A 22990-nucleotide genomic window follows, 5' to 3' on the forward strand; every position below is an offset into this window, starting at 1 on the left:
CGCGGCCGGCGCTAACGATCAGCCGGGCCTGCCACCGTTCACGCCGCCGGCGGGCACGGATCCGCTGATCGGCTGGGCGCAGAGCCACGGTCCGATCGTAAGTTCGTCCACGGCGAACTTCGGAACCGCCGGGACCGGCACGATAACCTATGCGCTGACGGACCGCTTCGGCCAGTCGTTTAACGGCGCCGACTCCGGTTTGAAGGCGACGGTCAGCGGAAACGAAATCTTCCTCTACACCGTGGGGGATCTCGTGGTCGGACGCGAGGGGGCCGGAGGCGTGCCCAACCCCGACGGCAAGGTCGTGTTCGCGCTCTATCTCGAGCCGGGTTCGCTGAAGCTCGACGTCGCGCAGTACGAGGCGATCAGCCATCCCGACACGAACAATCCCAACGATGCCGTCAATCTCGGCAATCTCGTTCACGTCACCCAGACCGTTATCGCCGACACGCTAGCTGCGCCGACGACGTCGGCGGCCATCTCGATCACGTTCCTTGACGACGGGCCGATGCTGGCAGTGTCGGACAGGGAGTTGCCGAGCCTTATTGTCGACGAAAGCTTCCTGGCTGCCGACGCCAACAACCCCGACGCCGGTTCGCAGCAGGCTCCATCGGGTTCGACCACTGCTCATGCCTCATTCGCGGGCCTGTTCCACGCCGACTTCGGCGCCGATGGCCCGCAGGGCGGCGACGCGACCGCCGCGGTATCCTACCTGCTGGGACTGACCGGCGCGGTCACGACGGTCGACGGCGTCTCTGGCGTCGCCAGCGGCGTGAAGGACACGCTCACGGGCCATGAGGTCATGCTCAATCTGGTCGGCGGCGTGATCGAAGGCACCGTGCTGGACGGCGCCACGGTTCGGACCGTGTTCACGATCACCGGGTCGTCCGACGGCACCATCACGCTGCAGCAGGAGCGCGCGGTCTCTCACAACGATCCGGACGATCCGGATCAGGCGGGCAGCCCGGTAACTCTTGATCTGGCCGGCGGCGCGGCGATCACGCTGACCGCGACGGCCACCGACGGCGACGGCGATCACGTCTCGCACACCGTGGACCTCAGCGGCGCGTTCCAGTTCAAGGACGACGGGCCGACGCTGCATGCGGCGATTCACGATGTCATCGGCAGCAACCTGATCGTCAACGGCAGCTTCGAGGAAGGCCATGGCGATCTCGGCGCATCGGACTGGAGCATCTACGCATCACTTCCCGGCGGGACGCCGATCGGAACTCCTGGCGTCTGGACCTATGGCGCGGATCATATCCCGTTCGAAGTGCAGACCGGGGGCGCCGGCGGTCTTGCGCCGCAGGACGGCAGCGCGCTGATCGAGCTCGACGGCGACACGCAAGGCAACGGGCATCAGGGGCAGGGCGCGCCCGATCAGAACGGGCATACCAACGCCACCATCCAGCAGGTCATCGCCGGCACCGCAGACGGACAGGACTACCAGTTGACCTTCTGGTACGCGCCGCGGCCGGGTTACGCCGGCAGCGACGACAGCGGTCTCAACGTCCTCTGGAATGGCAACGTCGTCTACACGATCGATTCGTCCAGTCAGCCCGCTGGCTGGCAGTTGGTCACGGTGAACGTGGTCGGCACCGGCCCGAACAACACACTCGGCTTCCAGGGCGTCGGCGCGGAGGATGAACTCGGCGCGCTGCTCGATAACGTCAGCCTGGTCGCGGTCACGCCGCCCCGGATCGTGATCGACGAAACGCCCGCCACGCCTCAGGCCGGCACCAACGAAACCACCGATGCGGCGATCGCCGATCTGTTCCACAACGTCGGCAATACCGGTGTCGATCCCGACATGACGGCGCAGTATGCCACCGGCGGCACAGGCGTGCTCGACGTAAACGTCAATTTCGGCGCGGACGGCCCGAAGGATGGCTCGGCCAAGGATGCCACGGTCTATTCGCTGTCGCTCGGGTCGGGAGGGCCGAACGGTCTGGTCGATTCCGGGCTTACGACGACGGGTGGACAGCACCACATCTACTTGTTCAGCGAGGACGGGGTCATTGTCGGCCGGGTCGACGGCGCGCAAGGCGTGGCCGCGTTCGCCATCGCGATCGATCCGGCAACGGGCGTCGTCTCCGTCGCTCAGTACCTCTCGCTGAACAACCCGGTCACGACCGATTCGAACGATCCTGTTTTCCTGAATACCGGCGTACTGTCTGCCACGGTGACCGTAACGGACGGCGACGGCGATCATGCCTCGCAGTCGGCTGATATCGGAGCGCTGATCGAGTTCAGGGACGACGGCCCGACGATCGTCGGCAGCGAGACGGCGCCGTATCACGCGGACGAGGGTGACATTGTCACGTTGCAGTCATTGGGCACGAGCCCGAACGACGGCAATGGCGACGGTTCGTTCACCGGCTGGCCGACGGCAGATATTGGCGTGGGACCGGCGGAAGTGTCGGGCTCGGTTGCGAGTCCGGTGAACTTCGGCGCGGACGGCAAGGGCGGCTTCAGCTTTGCGGCTGACACGATCTCGACGCTGCAGGACCTTGGATTGACGTCGAAGGGCGGCGCGCTGAGCTATACTTTCCTTGGCGATACACTGATTGCCTATGTCGATGGGCATCCGGACCGGGCAGTGTTCACGTTGTCGCTCAATCATACGACGGGCAACTTCCTGTTCACCCTGTCCGACCAACTCGACCATGTGGTGCCTGCGCCCGGTACGGCCGATACCAACACGGCTCTTCAAGGGTCGAACGGACCGGTGAACGGTCTGGACTTCGGCTCGCTGATCGTTGCGACGGACGGCGACGGCGACACGGTCACGCTGGACGGCCATCTGACAATCGAGATCACGGACGACATTCCGAAGATCATCTCGTTCGACACAACCGGCAAGGCGGTGACGATCGACGAGACGGCGGGCCAGCAGGGCAACGACACGACGTCGAGCACGGTTGCCCAGCAGTTCGTCGGGGTAGCTCATGTCGGCCATGATCCAGACATGGGCAACGCTCCGCAGTTCGCGTTCAATAGCTCGGCGATTGTAAAGTCGCTCTATGTCTCGGGCGCGGACGATTCTGCGCACGCGGTGCTGTCGCTGACGATCGATCACGACGGCGTTGATTCCAACCTGACGACGACGGATGGCCATCACATCTACCTGTTCAATGAGAACGGGATCATTGTCGGCCGCATCGATGGCGACGGCGGCGGCGCAGCGAAGTTCGGCAGCACCGCAGACGTTGCGGCGTTCGCGATCTCGATCGGTCAGGACGGCAAGATCAGCGTCGCGCAGTATCTGTCGATCCACAATGACAATCCAAACGATCCGAACGACGTCATGACGCTCGGGTCCACGATCTCGGCGCAACTCACGGTGACCGACAACGACGGGGACACCGTCACCCGCTCGGTGACGATCGGTGATACCGTTCAGTTCAGGGACGACGGACCGACGCTGACAGGTAACGGCGTTACCGCGGCGGTCAACGAAGCCAATATTTACACGCCGCTGCTGTCGCAGGGCACCCACCCTGACTTCCCCGCGCACACCGATATTTTGGGAGCAGCCTATGCAACCGGCTCGCTGTCAGGCGCGGTTAATCCCGGCGCGGACGGGCTAGGCTCGTTCAGCTTCACCGCAAACGCGGCGAGCCAACTCGAGACGCTTCATCTGTCGTCAAAGGGCGAGGCGCTGTCCTACACCATCTTTAATGGCGTGCTGGTCGGCTACGTCGATCACGGCCAGCCCGGGCTGAGCCTGGGCGACCGTGTTGTCTTCTCGCTGACGCTGACGACGAATGGAAACTACAATTTCGAGCTGTTCGACCAGCTCGACCATGACAAGCCGCCGTCGGGCGCGGACACCAACACGACGCTGCAGGACAATGGTGCGAACTCCGCTCACGATGCGATCGATTTCGGCCAGATCATCCAGGTCACCGACGGCGATGGCGACCATGTCACGCTGGACGGGTCGTTCAGCGTCTCGATCAAGGACGACATTCCGACCGTCAGTCTGAGCACGCACAAGGATTTCCACGGTCATGCGGCAACGGTCGTCATTGACGAGTCGGCGGGCCAGCAGGACAACGACATCAACCACTCGCTGTCTGTTTTCAGCGGCGTCCAGCACACCGGTTCCGATCCCGACATGGGCACGCAGTACGCGCAGAGCAAGCTGCTTGCTCCGCTCGTCGATGCTGACGTCCAGTTCGGCGCGGATGGACCTGGTTCCGCGAAGTGGTCGATCGAACTCAACCCATCCAATAACGACTCCGGCCTCAGGACGACCGATCACCACGAAATCCGCCTGTTCCAGGAAGGCGGCCTGATTGTCGGCCGTTACGACATCAGCGACGGGGCCGTTGATTCCAGCGATCCGGCCGCCTTCGCCATCGCGATCGACCCGGCGACCGGCCAGATTTCGATAGTCCAGTACGTGTCGATCGAGAACACGACGCCCGGCAATCCGGACGAAACCAATTTCCTCAACGCCAACGAGGTCTACGCCAAGCTTACCGTCACCGATTACGACGGCGACTCCGTGAGCGACACGATCGACATCGGCCAGCAGATCGGCTTCAGCGATGACGGTCCGACGCTCGATATCCGTGTGGACCGGTCGGCTCTCAACGGTCTCGACGTGACGCTCGACGAAACCGTCGGAGCGGATCGCTACAGCAGCACGGACAACGTGGCTGGCGATACCGATGTCAACGGCGGTCCCAACTCGGACGACGTGGCCGGGGCGCCGGCCCAGCGCACGACCGATTTTTCGGGCGCGGGTCTGCTCGGACTCTTCAACGTTGTCGAGCATGCCGGCGCGGACGGCGTCGGCTCGGAAAGCTTCCAGTTGTCCTTCACCGGTCTCGGCTCCACGACTGTCGCGTCGGGTGCGGACGCTCTCGGCCACTGGGGCGATGGCATCGCGACCAATCTCTCTGCGACGGCTGGCGGAGCGATCAAGCTGTTCCTCGCTTCCGCGACCAATGCCGCAGGCTCTCACGACATCGTCGGTTACGACGCGGATGGTCATCTTGCGCTACGCATTGGGATTGTCGATGTCGGCGGCCATCTCCAGCTTCAGACCACGTTGTACGAGGCGCTGAACGACGGGAACGACAACAACAATCAGTTCGATCATTCGCTGACGCTGGCCCTGACCGGCCAGGGTGCGAGCATCGGTCTCAATTACGCGGGCTCGCTGACCGACGGCGATGGCGACACCGCGACCGACAACGCCACGGTGACGCTGATCAGCAGCTCGAGAAATCCCGGCTACTTCGTTTTCCAGGACGACGGTCCGGCGATTCTGTCCGTCGCGCAATTCGCGGGCGGCGACGCGCCGAACACGTTCATGTTCGACGGTTTTACGGAGAACGGCGGTGTTTGGGGCGCCGGCAGCGGTATCAATGCCACCGGCAAATCCGGCGCATGGACCATCGCTGGCGTGGGCGGCGGCTCTGGCGCTATCCAGCTCGAGCGCGTGGGCGACGGCTATCTCGGCATGCACTCATCGACCCACGGTTTCATGGTCGATCTCGATGCCTCCGCCCACGACGTGGCGGTCTCGCAGACGCTCAATCTGGTTCAGGGCGAAACCTACAAGCTGTCGTTCGACTACGGCGCCAACCCCTCGGGTGACACGCATTTGCAGGTGCTGTTTGGCGGCAAGGTGATCTTCGAAGTCGAAGACGCTGAAATGCCGGGGCAGATGACTCCGAAGGAGATCGTACTGATCGGCGGGTCCGGGGACGGCTCTAATCTGCTCGAATTCAGGGATGTCGGCACGGCTGACAACTACGGGACGTTCCTTGCCAACGTGCAGGTCACCGGCTCCACGGTCGTGGTGGATGACGAGGACACGCATCTCAACGGCGTTGGCCTCCAGGGTGGTCCCGGCGATGACGGCAGCGGCGCAACCGCCTATGGCGTCGTCAGCTTCGATGCCGGCAGCGACGGCCTCAAGTCGATTGCGATCAGCGAGGGGATCAAGGTCACCAACAGTGCGGGCGCGACCGCGTCCACCCTCAGCGCGATCTATGTCGACGCGAACGGCGTGGGAACGCCGGAGGCGTTGAAGGAAGTCTGGGTTGCGGATACGGACAATGGCGGCGGCACGCTTTATGGCGTATCGGCGACCGGCACCCATTTCACCCAGGACAACCCGGCCTTCGCGCTGCATATCGCCGCGGACGGCACCTATACCTTCAAGCTCAACGCGCCGCTCAATCATCCGTTCACGACGGCGGACAACACCGTTGCGCCGGGCACCGAGTATGAAGACAACCTGTCGCTCGGCTTTGCCGTCAATGTCACCGACGGCGACGGCGACACCGCGACCGCCACCATCACGATCAACGTCGATGATGACAGCCCAACGCTCGGCGCCATCCAGCAGGTCACGATCGACGACTATTCGGTTCACCACGGCACGATTGATTTTCACGCGGGTGCGGATGGCGTGGGCGGCGGAAGTCTCGCCGGCAGCACGCCGCCGGCCAACCTGATGTCAGGCGGCCAGGCTGTGCATTACTGGGTCAGCGCCGACGGGCACACCCTGATCGGCTACACCGGCAATGTCATCACCGACAGCACGACGCCGCCTGCCGCGGGCAACCAGGTTTTCACGCTGACGCTCGATGCCAGCGATCAAGGATATTCGTACCAGCAGATTCAGGCTTTCGACAACACACACACGACAGTCGCTCCCGTCAACAGCACCAGTTTTGATTATCCGAATCAGCCGTCCGGCGAAGTGGACGTGACGTATAGCGGTGTCACGATCGCGAAGGTGACTGGTTCTGGGGACGTCAATGGCTCGGGCACCGGTTTCGGAGTCCACGCCAACAAGTTTACCACCGGTGACGTACTGCATTTTGATTTCAAGCAGTCGGACACGGGTACGGCGACGAGCAGCGCGACCTTCAGCTTCACGCAAGACGGAAGCGTCGATTATGTCGTGCACTACTCCGACAACTCCTCTGCGAGTGTTGCTGGCCAGGCAGTCACGAGCGGCGGCACTCTGACTTTCACCGCTCCGACGGGCGCCACGATCAATTATGTCGAATTCACCGGCAACGGCAGCACCCCCACCGGCGGCTTCAAGATCGTGCTCGACGGCGTTGACGTCGGCACCACCGTATACTCGCCGCTCGATCTTGGATTCAACGTCACGTTGACCGACGGCGATGGCGATGCGGTGACTGGCACCATCAATGTCGATGTTCATCAGAACACGCCGCCGACGGTTAAAGTGACGCCGACCGATCCCATCAACAGCGACGATGGCCACAATCTCGTCAACGAGGCCGGGCTTCCCGCCGGTTCATCGCATGACGGCAGCAACGTCACACACGGTACCTTCACGCTGACCGACGCGGACGGTGCCTCAGATATTAAAACCGTGACGATCACAGGCGCCGGCGGCACGGAAACACTGACCGTCGTGCTGGGCGGCGCCGGAACGACCGTCGACGGCCAGTACGGTACATTGGTGATTGATGCCAATCCGGCAATCAGCGGTGACACCGCGACCTACAACTACACCTATACCCTGAACACGCCGTATACCGACTCGCCGGCCGTGCCGGGTCAAAATATCGATCAGAACGCTGACAGCTTCGTCATCTCGGTGACAGATGGCAGCAGCGCATCCAACTCGACGCTCGTGATCGACATCAGGGACGACGTTGCGAAGGCGAACGGCGACGTCAATTCGGTCACCGAAGGCGGGACGCTTACCGTTGCGGCGGCGAATGGCGTTCTGCACAACGACGTGTTCGGCGCGGACGGCAAGGCGGTCGGCGGTGGAGTAACGGGCGTCGCGACGGGTTCGAACACGGCGAATCCCGTGAGCGGCAACCTTGGCAATCTTGAAGGCCAATACGGTACGCTGCATTTGAATGCGGACGGCAGCTACACCTACGATGCCCATCCGGACAAGATTACCGGGAACGCGGTGGACCACTTCGTCTACACGATCACGGATGGGGACGGCGACACCTCGACAGCGAGGCTGGACATCTCCGTCAACAACGTGACCCTGGTTGCGGACAACACGACGGAAACCGTCGACGAAGCGGCGCTGGACCGGGTGAAGGATCCAGCGAGCGGCAATGTTCCAGCGGACCTTGCGGCCGGTACGGTCGATGGCTCCGATCCGACGAGCCGGTCCGAGACGACCGAGGGGCAACTCAATATGACCGGCGGCTCGGGCGTCCAGTATACGGCGATGACCGAGACGACGGACCACGGCGTGTTCCATCTCGGCGCCGACGGCAAGTGGACCTATACGCTCACGAGCCCGTACGAAACATCGCCGCATAGCGATAGTCCCCACAACACGGTGTCCGGGGACAGCTTCAGCTACACCGCGCACGACGCCAACGGCAACACCGTTACCGGCACGATCCAGATCAATGTCGTGGACGACAAGCCGGTCGCGAACAATGACACCGACAGCGTCGGGAGCGGGACGTCGACGGACGGTAATGTCATTACCGGAGCTGACACGACGAGCGGCGTTGGCGGCAAGGACACGCTGGGCGCGGACGGTGCGCACGTGTCTTCGGCCTACGGCAAGGATGGCGCGGGTTCGGCGCAGACGGTTGGCACGAACACGGTAATCGACGGCGAGTACGGTCGGCTGACGATCTCGTCGGACGGGCACTATAGCTACGCCCGCACGTCGGGCTCCGGCGGAACGGATACCTTCACCTACACGCTGGAGGACGGCGACGGCGACACCGACACGGCGACTTTGACCATCACGCTCGACGATACTGGCCGGCTCGTCGTCGGCTCCGCCGACGGCGATGATGGTGCCGCGCCGGACGGCAATCACGTGGTCGATGTTACGACGACAACGACCGGTCCGATCAATGGCGGCGACGGTAACGACACGCTCATAGGCGATCCGGGCTCCGTAACCATCACAAAGGGACAAACAGCCAACGTCGTGCTGGTGCTGGACAGTTCCGGTAGCATGGATGCAAACATTTCGTTCGGCGGCAGCACGATCACGCGCATGCAAGCGCTGAAGAACGGCACCAACGCATTGATCGATCAACTAGCCAATTCGGGCGCGGAAAATATCCGCATCACGGTGATCGATTTCGGCGACAGCGCTATCAATCGCGGCACGTTCAACCTGATCGTCAACGGCCAAAAGAATGCGGACGGTAGCGACGGTATTAGCGCGGCCCACGCCGCCGTGAACGCGATGAGCTATAGCGACGGCAACAGCGGCGGCACCAATTACGAAGCGGCCATCCAGTCTGCCTATAGCTGGATTACCGGCAATAGCGGGAACAATGACCTGTCGGGCGCAGACATCAACAAGGTTGTTTTCGTTTCGGACGGTGAGCCGAATGATTGGGTCGGTTCTGGTTCATCCGGCGGCACGACGCGGGCCATGCAGGAACTGCTTGGCACCTACGGTGGCGGGTCAGAAGGCAGTGCGGACAACGTCAATGACGTCGCGAACGTCCTCGGTACGGGCTACACGATCGATGCGATCGGAATCGCTGTCGGCTCCGCGGCGCTCGGCCATCTGAGCGATGTGGAAGATGGAATTGCGAACGGCGGCACCGGTAGTGCGCTCAACGCAAATTCCGCAGAGCAGCTTGCCGGCGCTTTGGCGGTGCTGGGTGGGTCGACCGCTCTCGCCGCCGCAGGAAACGACGTCATTCATGGCGGCGCCGGCAACGACGTCATCTTTGGCGACGTCGTCAACACGGACGCTCTTGCGGTTAAGGCGGGACTGACAGTCCCGCCAGGCTCGGGCTGGTCCGTCTTCCAGATGCTCGAGGGCGCCACTCCGACGAGTGCTGCTCTTGCTCCGTATCTTCACAACGGTGTGTGGGATCGGGCATCGACCATCGCCTACCTGTCCGATCCGGCCAACTTTGCCGAACTGGCGACGGAGAGCGGACGCAGCGGCGGTGACGACAACATCACTGGCGGAACGGGCGACGATGTCATCTTCGCTCAGGAAGGCAACGACATCATCAACTACACGGTCGGAGACGGCCACGACAAGGTCGATGGTGGAACGGGCAATGACACGCTTGTCGTCAATGGCAGCACGGCCGACGAGCATTTCTTCCTCGAAACCGTGGCTGCCTACAACACCCGCATCGATCCGGATTATACCGGTGCGGCGTCCAACGTGCTTGTTTCGAATGAGACCGGCCAGATCATGGTCGAGGCCAGCAATATTGAATCCGTCACCTTCAACGGTGGCGGTGGCAACGACACGCTGACGGTCTCGGGCGATTTCAGCGGCACGGCGATTCTGAACAGCACTATTCACTTCAATGGCGAAGCCGGCAACGACACGCTGGATCTCACCACTCGCGTCGATAACCGTCGCGTGGTCGCCGACGGCGGCGCCGACACGGATACGGTGAAACTCGGTTTTGCATACGACCATGCGACTTACGCGGCGATCGCGGGTGGCGTGCAGATCACGCATGACGGCATCACCGACGAGTTCACCAATTTCGAGAATTTCGTGTTCTCGGACGGAACGACGATGACGCTGGCTGACGTGCTCAACGCGCCACCGACGACGAACGACGTCAGCGCGACGGGGCCGCAGAACGCGACCTCGATCGCAATCACGCTGAGCGGATCCGACGATGTCTCTGTCGCATCGTTCGAGATCACGGAATTGCCGCTCCACGGCAGTCTCTATAGCGATGCGGCGTTGACCCACCTCATTGGCGCAGCCGGTGTTGTGGCGGCCGCCGGTAATTCGGCGACGGTGTATTTTGTGCCGGATGCCAATTATTATGGCGCGCCAACGTTCCAGTATGCGGCGGTTGACAACACCGGACGGCACGACACGACCCCTGCGACGGCAACGATCAACGTTGTCAATCAGGCGCCGTTTATCGTTGCCCCCGCCAACTTGCAGTACGATCCGGCGAGCGGCGATACGACGGCGTTCAACCGGATCATGTTCACCGATGCGGATACAACGGGCGGTGTGACCGTCCATCTGACTCGGACTGGCGGAAATGGAACGCTCAGTGCAACCAGTTCGGGTGGCGTTGCCGTCTCGGGCACCGCCACTGACATGGTGCTGTCCGGCACGATCGATGCGATCAACGCCTATCTTGCCGGCAACAAGGTCACGCTCGACACCCATGGCAATGACACCGATACGTTCACGATCTCGATCAACGACGGCACGACGACCGTTTCGCAGACGGGTTTCGCTGTCGACGATGTGCAGTTTTCAAAATCCAATAACCCCGATACCAACAATTACGCTGGCGTAAACGTGTATGAGACGTCATTGAATTCCTTGAAAGGCAACGACACGCTCTACACGAGTTGGAGCCACCTGGGTTCGTCGGCCACGGCCTACGATGGTGGAAACGGTAGCGACACGATCAACCTGATCTTTACGGCCGAACAGTTGCAGGCGATTCTGGCGACCGGGACCACACGGGACGAGTTGCAGGCTTATCTTCTTGGTCCGACCGGTGACACGCTCAATCTGGGCGCAACGTCCTGGCACGCCACCGCGACGGGCTTTGAAACGGCCAACATCGAGCTTGCCAACCTGTATGCGACCCGCGATGTGGCCACGCCGTCGAACGATTACTTCGATATCAACACGACGTGGAAGTCGGTGATAGCATCGAACGAAATTGTCGGCGCCGATGGCGACGGCGCTAACAACTTCATCGTTGCCAGCGCGGCCGGTCAGACGCTCAACGGCGGCGGCGGCAACGATGTAATGGTTGCGCTCGACGGCGGCGATACGCTGAACGGTGGTGCGGGCCTCGACCTCTTGCTTGGGGGCAGTGGAAACGACACCCTGATCGGCGGCGAGGGCGTTGACAGGCTTGCCGGGGGCGCCGGCGCCGATCACTTCCGGTTCAATGCGACGAGCGAAGCCGGCGATCATATCGTCGACTTTACGCACGGCCAGGACGTGATCGATCTGCTGAACTCCGCTTTCGGCGGCGGCTCGGGCGCAATTGCAACCGACGACCTGATCCAGGTTACCGGCGCGCAAAATCCGACGACGATCAATATGGGCAATGCCCATTTCGCTTACCAGCAAAGCACCGGTCAATTGTATTACGACCCCAACGGCGGTGCAGCCGACGCCAACCGAATCCTGCTGGCCGTCTTCGACAACCATACGGCAATCGCCGCGACGGACCTTCACAAGGTCGGATAGCAACAACAGTTACTGCACCCCGCCGGACCATCTCCGGCTGGGTTTTTGTCGGGATCAATTCTTCGCCGCCATGGCAGGGTCTTGGCCGGTCGAAGATGGCGTCGCCGGCCACCCCATGGTTCGGGCCATGTCGTTCCTTGCTGAAACTCCAAAGACGTGAACGTCCGGCGTAAAGCCGCAGGCTGCTGATCCGTCTAAAGCAAATCCGCCCTATAGCGTTTTCGAACGAAGCGGATACCGGTTCGCGTCAAAAAACGCGTCAAGAAATAAGGCGGCGCTGACGTCCAATGGTCGACCGGACGATGGTTGCCCGGCGGCCATCCTTGTTGCCAGGGCGCAACACCGATCCAACATTTAACCCTGCCAACAGGTGGCTCTTGCAGACGCCGCTATTTAGCCACACCACTTCGTGAATTATTCCAGTGTCGGCTGAAGGCGGACGCTTGTGGTGGGTCTGGGACATTCCCTCGCTCCGGCAGCGTCCGATCAAAAGAGGCCACCGGGGAAGCAGGTTGGCGATGGTCAGGACGGGCATCAGGAGCAGGCTGACAAACCGTCACGCGACGGAAGGCCAGGATCGTGCGTCCTGTCGCTCGTTTCATGCCCCGAGATCGGCCGGGCGACAGCTCCACCGGCGGTTCGGAATCCGCGGCATCGTCGAGGTCGACCGCGTTGACGTAAATTTGACCAGCGGCGGACGCACCGAACGAAAGACCAATTGGCAGCGCCGCTCGACCAACCATACATCCGTTAAGCTCAGGACATACGCCCAGCGGATCGGACCGGCAGCCGGCAGTGGCAGGGTGTACGAGAAATTGCGTCATGTGGACGTCTAGGAGCAGAGTTCTTGTTGTGTTGGCGTGGGGCGCGGTTTGCGCCAGCGCGCCGGCGTATGCTTTTGACGGCACGGTGGCCGGGCAGCCCGATGCTACCACGGCGGCGGCGCTCCCCGTCGCGGCCGCGCCTCTCGCCGGCGGTCAGGCGCTGAAAAAGGCCGTCCCCCCGAGCACCTCGCTGACGGCATTGCAATATGCCGCCGAGGGCGGGCATCCCATTGCCCAGTGGCGGCTGGGGCGGATGTATGCGAACGGCGACGGCGTCACCCAGGACGATCAGCGCGCTTTTGAGTACTTCAGCCGTATCGCCAATGCCCATGCCGAGGACAGCCCCTCGGCGCCGCAGGCCGCGGTTGTCGCCAACGCTTTCGTCGCGCTCGGGCGCTATTACCTCCAGGGCATCCCGAATTCGACGATCAAGCGCGACGCCGAGCGCGCGCGCGAGATGTTCTCCTATGCGGCCTCCTATTTCGGCAATGCCGACGCGCAATACGATCTGGCGCGGCTTTATCTGAAGGGGATCGGCGCCCCCCACGACGTCAAGTACGGCGCTCGCTGGCTGGGTCTCGCGGCGCAGAAGGGCCAGCATGAGGCCCAGGCGATGCTGGGCAAGATGCTGTTCGCGGGCGATCAATTGCCTCGCCAGGCCGCGCGCGGCTTGATGTGGCTGACGCTGGCGCGTGATGCCGCCCAGCCGGACGAGACCTGGATCACTGAAAGCTACAACAAGGCGATCGCGAAGGCCTCGGAAGACGACCGCGCCATGGCGCTGCAGATGCTCGAGCACTGGGTGCAGGGACGGCGGGATTGAGACCTGCAGGCTCGGTCAGGCCGATCCGGCCGCGTCCAGATCGAGGTCGATCCAGACCGGAACATGGTCCGACGCCTTCTCCCACCCGCGGACATGACGATCGATCCCGACCGCGTTGAGCCGGTCGCTGGCCTGCGGCGACAACAGCAGGTGGTCGATCCGCAGCCCGTTGTTTTTCTGCCAGGCGCCGGCCTGATAATCCCAGAAAGTATATTCCCCGGCGGCGTCGGAGGCCGCGCGCAACGCATCGGTCAGGCCGAGCCCGAGCAGCGTCTGAAACGCCTGCCGCGTCTGCGGCCGGAACAGCGCATCGTCAACCCACGACGCCGGATTGTAGACGTCGCGCGGCGCAGGGATGACGTTGAAGTCGCCGGCGAGCACGAAGGCCTCCTCGCTTTTCAGCCGCTCGCGTGAATATTCAATAAGCCGCGATATCCAGCTGAGTTTATAAGGATACTTCTCGGTATTCGGCGGATTGCCGTTGGGCAGATAAAGGCAGGCGATCCGCACCACGCCGTGCTTGAGCGAGACCACGCCCTCGAGGAATCGCGACTGCACGTCGTCCTCGTCGCCGGCGAGCCGCGGCCGGGTCTCGTCGAACGGGAATTTCGACAGCAGCGCCACGCCATTGAAAGTCTTCTGGCCGTGCGTCACCACGTTGTAGCCGAGCGCCTCGATGGCCTCGCGCGGAAACTGCTCGTCGACGCATTTGGTTTCCTGAAGGCAGACCACATCCGGCGCGGTTTCCCCGAGCCAGGCGAGAAGGTGATCCAGCCGCTGCCGGATCGAATTGACGTTCCAGGTGGCTATGCGCATGAGGGGATTTCCGCGTGTCATTGCCGGACTTGATCCGGCGCGGGTCAGGCCCGCGCATGACAGGGAGCTAGTGGAGTGAATTTGGCATTTCGCTACCCGCTTTGCAGCAAACCCGCCAGGCGGATGTCAAATTCAAAAACTCCACTAGAAACCTGATAGTTGCTAGTGATCCTTTGAGCCTAACATTTGCTAGAACTCCCTGCGGCAACGGGATGCAAATGTTGGAATCGGACCACTAGATCGAGAAGCTGGTGCCGCAGCCGCAGGACGCGGTGGCGTTCGGATTGACCACCCGGAACGACGCGCCGATCAGGTCGTCGACGAAATCGACTTCGGAACCGGTCAGGAACGGAACCGAGGCCGGATCGACGAGCACCACCGCGGTATCGCGCGCAATCACCAGATCGTCGTCGGCCTTGGCGCGTTCGATGTCGAACTTGTACTGGAAGCCCGAGCAGCCGCCGCCTTCGACGCTGATCCTCAACATGGCGCCGTCGCCTTCGGATTTGAGGATCTCCCCGATCCGGCGCGCCGCGCGCTCGCTGACGGTGATGTTGGCTTCGGTCATCGTGCGACTCCGTATGCGATGGGCGGATATTGTCCAATATTTTGCAATGCCCGCAAGCCATAGTTAAGTGCGGCGGACACCGGAATCAAACGATCGGAAGGGGCAAATCGCCGTGTCAGTCGGAATGGCAGCTCCCCGCGAGCCCTATGCCAGCGATCCGGACGGCAGCCGCGGCCGCCTGTTCGACGAGCCGCCGAGCAAGACCCGCAGCGCGTTCCGCCGCGATTGCGACCGGGTGATCCATTCGACCGCGTTCCGGCGGCTGAAACACAAGACCCAGGTGTTCGTCTATCACGAAGGCGATCACTACCGGACCCGTCTCACCCATACCCTCGAGGTGGCCCAGATCGCCCGCGCGCTGGCCCGGCAGCTCGGGCTCGACGAGGACCTGACGGAGGCGCTGGCGCTGGCGCATGATCTCGGCCATCCGCCGTTCGGTCACGCCGGGGAGCGGGCGCTGGATGCCTGCCTCGATGCGTTTGGCGGTTTCGACCACAATGCGCAGACGCTGCGGGTCGTGACGCTGCTGGAGCGTCGTTATCCGGATTTCGACGGCCTCAACCTGACCTGGGAAACGCTGGAAGGGATCGTCAAGCACAACGGCCCGCTGACCGATCGCGCTGGCGATGCCGTCGGACGGTATCAGCGCCGCGGCATCCCGGTGGGTATCGCCGATTTTAACCGGACCTGCGATCTGGAGCTGTGGAGTTTCGCCTCGCTCGAGGCCCAGGTCGCGGCGATCGCCGACGACATCGCTTACGATGCCCACGACATCGACGACGGCCTGCGGGCCGGGCTGTTCGCGGTGGATGACCTGAAGGCGATGCCGCTGACCGCGGCGATGATCACAGAGATTGCACGGCGCCATCCCCGGCTGGACGACGTCCGGCGCGGCGCGGAGCTGGTGCGCGAGCTGATCTCCTATCTGATCATGGCGGTGGTATCGGAAGCAGCCGGGCGGCTTGCCGATGCCCGGCCGGGATCGGTGGACGAGGTGCGCCGCCACCGTCGGGCGCTGGTCGCGTTTCCACCCGAAGCGGCCGAGGCGGAGGCGCTCATCAAGGCATTCCTGAAACAACGGATGTATCGTCATCCTCGCGTCATGCGGGTGATGGATGAGGCCGAAACCATCGTTCGGGACTTGTTCGCGCGCTACCGCGACGATCCAGCGGCACTTCCTGCCGAATGGTTGCCGGAGGGCGGCGACAGCCGCGCGCTCGATGCCGAAACGGCGCGCCGGATCGGCAATTTCATCGCGGGGATGACCGACCGCTTCGCCATCACCGAACACCGCAGGCTTTTTGACTCGACCCCGGAATTGCGTTAGGCGGCGCGTATCCCTTTTCCATGTAAATCGCAGATATCATGACCAATTCCAGTCCATCGCAGCATCTTTTCGCAGATGTGCTTGCACGGGTGCATACGGTATGCGCCGCGCTCGCGGAAGAAGGCGCGCTGCCGGCGGGACTGGACCTGTCGCGGATCGTGGTCGAGCCGCCGCGGGATGCCTCGCACGGCGACATGGCGACCAACGCCGCGATGGTGTTGGCCAAGGATGCAAAGTCGAAGCCCCGCGATCTCGCGGACCGGATCGCAACGCGGTTGTGCGCCGACGGCCTGATCGACAAGGCCGAGATCGCCGGTCCCGGCTTCATCAACCTGACCTTGAAACCGCAGGCCTGGTCGGATGCCCTGCGCGCCGTGCTGCGAGAGGGCGGAGGCTATGGCCGTAGCACGGCCGGCGCGGGCGAAAAGGTCAACGTCGAATACGTCTCCGCCAATCCGACCGGGCCCATGCATGTCGGCCATTGCCGTGGCGCGGTGTTTGGCGACGCGCTGGCGAGCCTGCTGTCGTTCGCAGGCTATGACGTCACGCGCGAATACTACATCAACGATGCAGGCGCGCAGGTCGACGTGCTCGCGCGCTCGGCCTTCCTGCGCTATCGCGAGGCGCTGGGTGAGGACATCGGCGAGATTCCGGAAGGGCTTTATCCCGGCGACTATCTGAAACCGGTCGGGCAGGCGCTTGCCGCCGAGTACGGTGACGAGCTGCGGAATGCGCCGGAAGCCGACTGGCTGCCGGTCGTGCGCGCCAGAGCCATCGCCATGATGATGGAAATGATCCGGGGCGACCTCGCCGCGCTCAACATCACGCATGAGGTGTTCTTTTCGGAACGTTCGCTGATCGAGGGGGGTAGCGATCAGGTCGCCGCCACCATCGATTTCCTGCGCGCGAAGGGCGACGTCTATGAGGGGCGGTTGCCGCCGCCGAAGGGCGCGCCGGTCGAAGATTACGAAGATCGCGAACAGACCCTGTTCCGCGCCACGGCTTATGGCGACGACGTCGACCGTCCGCTGAAGAAGTCGGACGGCGGTTACACCTACTTCGCGTCCGATATCGCCTATCATAAGACCAAGTTCGACCGCGGCTTTCTCAACATGGTCGATGTCTGGGGCGCCGATCACGGCGGCTACATCAAGCGTGTGCAGGCCGCGATCAAGGCCGTGACGGCGGGCAAGGCCAGCCTCGACGTCAAGATCGTGCAGCTTGTGAGGCTGTTGCGTAACGGCGAGCCGGTGAAAATGTCGAAACGCGCCGGTGATTTCGTCACATTGCGCGACGTGGTGGATGAAGTCGGCTCCGACGCCGTGCGTTTCATGATGCTGTTCCGCAAGAACGACGCGGTGTTGGACTTCGATCTTGCCAAAGTGATCGAGCAGTCGAAGGACAATCCGGTGTTCTACGTCCAGTACGGTCACGCCCGCGGTTTTTCGATCTTCCGTAACGCGCGCGAGGCGTTCCCGGATTTGCCGGAGAATGATGCGGCGCGCAGGGGCTTTCTTGGCGATGCCGCCGTCGAGCGGCTGACGGATCCGGCGGAACTCGGCCTGCTGCGGCGGCTCGCGCTTTACCCCCGAACCGTCGAAGCGGCTGCGGTGGCGCACGAACCGCATCGGATTGCGTTCTACCTGTATGATCTTGCAAGTGAATTTCACGCCCTCTGGACAAAAGGGCGGGATTTGCCTCATTTACGCTTCATTATCAATAATGATGCAGAAATAACCAGGGCGCGGCTGGCGCTGGTTCAGGGTGTCGTCTCTGTTCTCGCATCAGGACTTGCGGTTCTCGGCGTTCATGCGCCCGCTGAAATGCGATAGAGGTGTAGCCGGACACATGGGGGTGACGGCTTGATTGGCTGCTGTTTCGTTTAGAACGAGCGAGTTGGCGCCTTTCCGGAAGGGACGCGACATCACGATGGCTAATCGATATCAGGACAGACCTTTCCGGGATGACGATTACGGGCGCGACGAGCGCCGCGCGAGCGGCCAGCCGGAAACCGATCCGCTTGCGGAGCTCGCCCGGCTGATCGGCCAGACCGATCACTTCGACGATGTCAAACGAGGCGCGCCACCGGCTCCGGTAGACGATCCGGTCGATCACTTTGAGCCGATCGATCACTTCGAGCCGGCCCCTCCGATCGAATCCGCCGGGCCGCCGTCCTGGATTCAAAGACGGATGGCTCAACCCGAACCGCCGGTTCAAGTTACTCCCGTCGAATCCGCTCCGCACCCCGTCTTGCGGCGCGCGGCCGTCTATCCCGACAACGAGCCACATGTTCAGCATCCCGAGCCTGAGCCCTATCATCAGGCCGACGCCGATCGCTACGACGACGTGCTGTTCGGCCGGCTGCCGGACGGCCGGGGCGCGCAGGCGTATGAAGACCAGTTTCCCCGCGAGAGCTATCCGGAAGCGCCGTTCGACTATCAGGCTTATGGAGTGGAGGAGGATGAACCTGCTCCCCCGCGCCGCGGCAGGATGGCGACCGTGGTCGCGGTTCTGGCGCTTGCAGTCATCGGCACCGGCGCGGCCTACGCTTACCGCAACTATGCCGGCACCGCCCGGAACGGCGCGCCGCCGGTCATCAAGGCCGACTCTGAGCCCAGCAAGATTCTTCCGCAAAAGGTCGCCTCCGGCGATGCCGTCAGCAAGTTGATCCAGGACCGGATGTCCACTGAGAACGGCACCGAGCTGATGGTGTCCCGCGAAGAGCAGCCGGTCGACGTCAAGGAAGCCACGACTTCCGGCCCGCGCGTGGTCTTTCCGCCGCTGAACCAGAACACCAATCCGCCGGCGGCGGCGAGCGTGACGCCGAATGTCAGGCCGCCCGCAACCGTTGCGAACGGGACCGTCGCGGGCGATGAACCGCGCAGGGTCAGGACGCTGACGGTGCGCGGCGATCAGTCTGACATCGCGGCCGCGGCCGTCGCCCGACCCGAAACTCCGGCGGCGCCTGTCGCGCCGCCCGCCCGACATGCGCCTCCTGCCACGACCGCGCCTGGCGGAAACGCGCCGCTGGCGCTGTCGCCGCAGGCCGAGCCGCGGACGCGGGTGGCTTCGACCAATCCGGGCCAGCACGCTCCGGCCGCAGCGGGCAGCGGCGGTTATCTTGTCCAGGTCTCGTCGCAGCGGAACGAGGCTGATGCGCAGGCCTCGTTCCGGGCGCTGCAGAACAAATTCCCCTCGGTGCTGGGATCGCGGAGTCTGCTGGTGAAACGCGCCGACCTTGGCGCCAGGGGTGTCTACTACCGCGCCATGGTCGGGCCGTTCGGTTCGTCCGATGAGGCCTCGCGCTTCTGCGGCAGCCTCAAATCGGCCGGCGGACAGTGCGTCGTCCAAAGGAATTAACGGCGACTTCCTTGACCCTCGCCGGCGACGCAAGCTAATCGGCGCCATGGTTGCGCGCGCATTTATTACGGGTACATCGGGCCTGACCCTGACTGCGCAGGAGCGCGAGTTCCTGCGCGACGAGCGGCCCTGGGGCTTCATCCTGTTCAAGAGGAATGTCGACACCCCCCTGCAGGTCGCTCGTTTGGTTCAAGATTTTAGGGAAACGGTGGGCGATGCCGATGCCCCGGTCCTGATCGATCAGGAAGGCGGCCGGGTGCAACGCCTGAGTTCGCCGCACTGGCCGGTCTATCCGCCGGGAGCGGTGTTCGGCGCTCTCTATGACCGCGATCGCGCCGCCGGACTGAAAGCGGCGCGGCTGAGCGCGCAACTGATCGCGAACGATCTTGCCGACCTTGGCATCACCGTCGATTGCCTGCCGCTCGCGGACGTTCCGGCACCCGGCGCCGACGCCGTCATCGGCGACCGCGCCTATGGTACTGAGCCGGACAAGGTCGTGGCAATCGCGCGTGCCGTCACCGAGGGGCTGGAACTGGGCGGCGTTCTGCCGGTTCTGAAGCACATTCCGGGGCATGGGCGGGCGACCGCCGACACCCATCTTAAGCTCCCGGTCGTGGATGCCTCGAAGAACGATCTGGAAGCCGTTGATTTTGCTCCCTTCAAAGCACTTGCCGATCTGCCGATGGCGATGACCGCGCATGTTGTGTTCAGCGCAATTGATGCCACCCAACCGGCCACGACTTCTGCGACAATCATCGAACAGGTGATTCGCGGCGCGATCGGGTTCCAGGGTTTGTTGATGAGTGACGACGTGTCCATGAATGCATTGACGGGATCGATCGCTGAGCGGACACGCGCGATTGTTTCCGCCGGCTGCGACATGGTTCTGCACTGCAACGGCGAACTGGTGGAGATGCGGCAGGTGGCGGCCGAAGCGCCGGTACTGTCCGGTACGGCGCTGGAGCGTGCGCAACGCGCCTTGGCCTCGCGCAAGCCCCCCGAGCCGTTCGATCGCGAGGCGGCGCGGGCGGAACTCGATGCATTGACGGGAGCGGTAGGCGCATGAGCGCGGAAATTCTGTCGTTCGAAACCGGAAGGCCGGCCGAGCGCATCGTTAACGACGATGCGCTGGCGCTCGTCGTCGATGTCGAGGGCTATGAAGGCCCGCTGGATCTGTTGCTGGCGCTGGCCCGACAACAGAAGGTCGACCTGTCGAAAATCTCCATTCTGGCGCTTGCCGACCAGTATCTCGTTTTCATCGAGGCGGCGCGCAAAATTCGTCTCGAACTGGCTGCCGATTATCTGGTGATGGCGGCATGGCTGGCGTTCCTGAAATCGCGGTTGCTGTTGCCGGAGCCGGCGACCCCGGATGGACCGAGCGCCGGCGAAATGGCCACGGCGCTCGCCAACCGCCTGCGTCGCCTCGAGGCGATCCGCGAAGCCGCGAACCGCCTGATGAACAGGCAGCAGTTCCAGCGCGACATCTTTCCGCGCGGCAATCCCGAGGCGATCGCCGAAATCCGCCATCCGCGATTCACGGCGACGCTGTTCGACCTGCTCACGGCCTATGCCACCCAGCGGCAGCAGCGCGTCCTTACCACGGTTCACCTGGCCAGGCGTACGGTCTGGTCGCTGAGCGAAGCGCGAGCCTCTCTCGAGCGCCTGGTCGGGCTGGCCGACGAAGACTGGGGATGCCTCGACGAATATCTGATGACCTATGTCGTCGACCCCTCGCAGCGGGCCACGGTGTTCGCGTCGAGTTTCGCCGCCGCGCTCGAGCTGGTGCGTGAGGGCGTCATGGATCTGAACCAGAAAGAAGCGTTCGCCCCGCTCTATTTTCGCAAGCGCGTGCCGCAGGCGGCATCCGCTCCCGTGACCGTGCCCGACGCGCCGGCCCAGTAAGGAAGAAGGAGACCGAGCGATGGCAAGCCTGGCGGAAATGCGCGTGGCGCAGATTGAGGAACCGGAGTCGGAACGGCCGATGGCGCGTCCAGAGGAACTGCGATTGCTGGAGGCTTTGCTGTTTGCCTCGTCCGAGCCGCTGGATCAGGCGGCGCTGGCCAAGCGGATGCCCGACGGCGTCGACATCAAGGTGGCGCTTGCGCAATTGCAGGCGGACTACGCCTCGCGCGGGGTCAATCTGGTCCGCATCGCCAACAAATGGACGTTCCGCACCGCCGGCGATCTGGCCTGGCTGATGACGCGCGAGAGCACCGAGACGCGGCGCCTGTCGCGCGCCGCCATCGAGATGCTGGCGATCATCGCCTACCATCAGCCCGTGACCCGCGCGGAGATCGAGGAAATCCGCGGCGTCGTGACCTCCAAGGGTACGCTCGACGTGTTGCTGGAAACCGGCTGGATCAAGCCGCGCGGCCGCCGCAAGACGCCGGGGCGTCCGCTCACCTTCGGAACAACGGAGGCGTTCCTGTCCCAGTTCAGTCTCGAAAACCTCGGCGACCTGCCGGGCCTAGAGGAATTGAAGGGAACGGGGCTGCTGGATTCCCGTCTGCCCGGCGGATTCAGCGTTCCGACGCCATCGGACGATCCCGCTTTGCGTGACGACGAGGACCCGCTCGAAGCCGGCGATCTCGAACTGGCGCTGGTGCCGACGCTGGAGCCGGACAGCGATGGCTCGGGCGACGGCGACGAGGCCGCGAGCGGTCCCTCGGGCGGCGAGGAGAACGCCAAAGACGGCGAACTTCCGTAACACGGAGGGGCATCGGAACCAGCCTTCGGCCAGGTTGCCTGACGAGCTGTCAGGCCTGCTTGGATCGTCAGCTAAGTATCTGGATAAACAAGAGGAAAAACGTTGCTCGGGGCGCCGCCGGGGGTGGTTTGCAAGGCCCCGATGCGCTATATGATTCCGAACAGAAACCGACCGGAATCCTCTCTTGTCAGATACCGAAGATACGAAGTCCGGAGAGCCGCCGGCGCCCTCGGGCATTCGTCCCGTTTCCATTCTCGAGGAGATGAAGCGCAGCTATCTCGATTACGCCATGAGCGTGATCGTGGCGCGCGCGCTGCCGGATGCGCGCGACGGTCTGAAGCCGGTTCACCGTCGCATTCTCTACGCGATGTACGAGAACGGTTTCGAGTGGAA

Annotated in this window: 11 protein-coding genes; 9 read left to right on the forward strand and 2 right to left on the reverse strand. The window is 63.3% G+C overall.

All coding sequences use genetic code 11. From position 1 onward, the window contains the following. Nucleotides 1-94: 94 nt before the first annotated feature. Nucleotides 95-12172 (forward strand): DUF5801 repeats-in-toxin domain-containing protein, encoded by a 12078-nt coding sequence (locus tag BGN91_RS01420; RefSeq protein WP_366408168.1) that lies wholly within the window; start codon nucleotides 95-97, stop codon nucleotides 12170-12172. Nucleotides 12173-12994: 822 nt separating this feature from the next. After that, nucleotides 12995-13819, forward strand: coding sequence for a tetratricopeptide repeat protein (locus tag BGN91_RS01425; RefSeq protein WP_292610181.1), 825 nt, complete (start codon nucleotides 12995-12997; stop codon nucleotides 13817-13819). Between the two features lie 15 nt (nucleotides 13820-13834). Here the strand turns inward: BGN91_RS01425 and xth are convergent, their stop codons facing one another. Next, complete coding sequence (xth, locus tag BGN91_RS01430) at nucleotides 13835-14635, reverse strand: exodeoxyribonuclease III (protein ID WP_292610182.1); 801 nt, start codon at nucleotides 14633-14635, stop codon at nucleotides 13835-13837. Between the two features lie 235 nt (nucleotides 14636-14870). Continuing rightward, the gene (gene erpA, locus BGN91_RS01435; RefSeq protein ID WP_292610183.1) at nucleotides 14871-15203 is read right to left on the reverse strand and encodes an iron-sulfur cluster insertion protein ErpA; all 333 of its coding nucleotides are present in this window, start codon (nucleotides 15201-15203) and stop codon (nucleotides 14871-14873) included. 112 nt (nucleotides 15204-15315) lie between these two features. On the opposite strand from erpA, the gene BGN91_RS01440 reads away from it, so the two are divergent. The 7 genes from BGN91_RS01440 to BGN91_RS01470 all read left to right on the forward strand — a co-directional run. Beyond that, entirely contained in the window at nucleotides 15316-16530 is a 1215-nt protein-coding gene (locus BGN91_RS01440) for a deoxyguanosinetriphosphate triphosphohydrolase (RefSeq protein ID WP_292610184.1), read from the forward strand. A gap of 38 nt (nucleotides 16531-16568) precedes the next feature. Further along, complete coding sequence (argS, locus tag BGN91_RS01445) at nucleotides 16569-18362, forward strand: arginine--tRNA ligase (protein ID WP_292610185.1); 1794 nt, start codon at nucleotides 16569-16571, stop codon at nucleotides 18360-18362. A 97-nt stretch (nucleotides 18363-18459) separates the two neighbouring features. Further along, nucleotides 18460-19890 (forward strand): SPOR domain-containing protein, encoded by a 1431-nt coding sequence (locus BGN91_RS01450; protein WP_292610186.1) that lies wholly within the window; start codon nucleotides 18460-18462, stop codon nucleotides 19888-19890. A gap of 46 nt (nucleotides 19891-19936) precedes the next feature. Next, the gene (nagZ, locus tag BGN91_RS01455; RefSeq protein WP_292610187.1) at nucleotides 19937-20956 is read left to right on the forward strand and encodes a beta-N-acetylhexosaminidase; all 1020 of its coding nucleotides are present in this window, start codon (nucleotides 19937-19939) and stop codon (nucleotides 20954-20956) included. Continuing rightward, nucleotides 20953-21792 carry a ScpA family protein gene (locus BGN91_RS01460; RefSeq protein ID WP_292610188.1) on the forward strand — a complete coding sequence of 280 codons (840 nt, stop codon included), beginning with the start codon at nucleotides 20953-20955 and terminating at the stop codon, nucleotides 21790-21792. Before nagZ ends, BGN91_RS01460 begins: the two co-directional genes overlap by 4 nt. A gap of 19 nt (nucleotides 21793-21811) precedes the next feature. Further along, nucleotides 21812-22597, forward strand: coding sequence for an SMC-Scp complex subunit ScpB (gene scpB / locus BGN91_RS01465; RefSeq protein ID WP_292610189.1), 786 nt, complete (start codon nucleotides 21812-21814; stop codon nucleotides 22595-22597). Between the two features lie 184 nt (nucleotides 22598-22781). Next, the coding region (locus tag BGN91_RS01470; protein ID WP_292610190.1) for a DNA gyrase subunit A at nucleotides 22782-22990 on the forward strand (209 nt) is incomplete at its 3' end.

Origin of the sequence: Nitrobacter sp. 62-13 (genome assembly GCF_001896955.1) — a bacterium.
Taxonomy (GTDB): domain Bacteria; phylum Pseudomonadota; class Alphaproteobacteria; order Rhizobiales; family Xanthobacteraceae; genus Nitrobacter.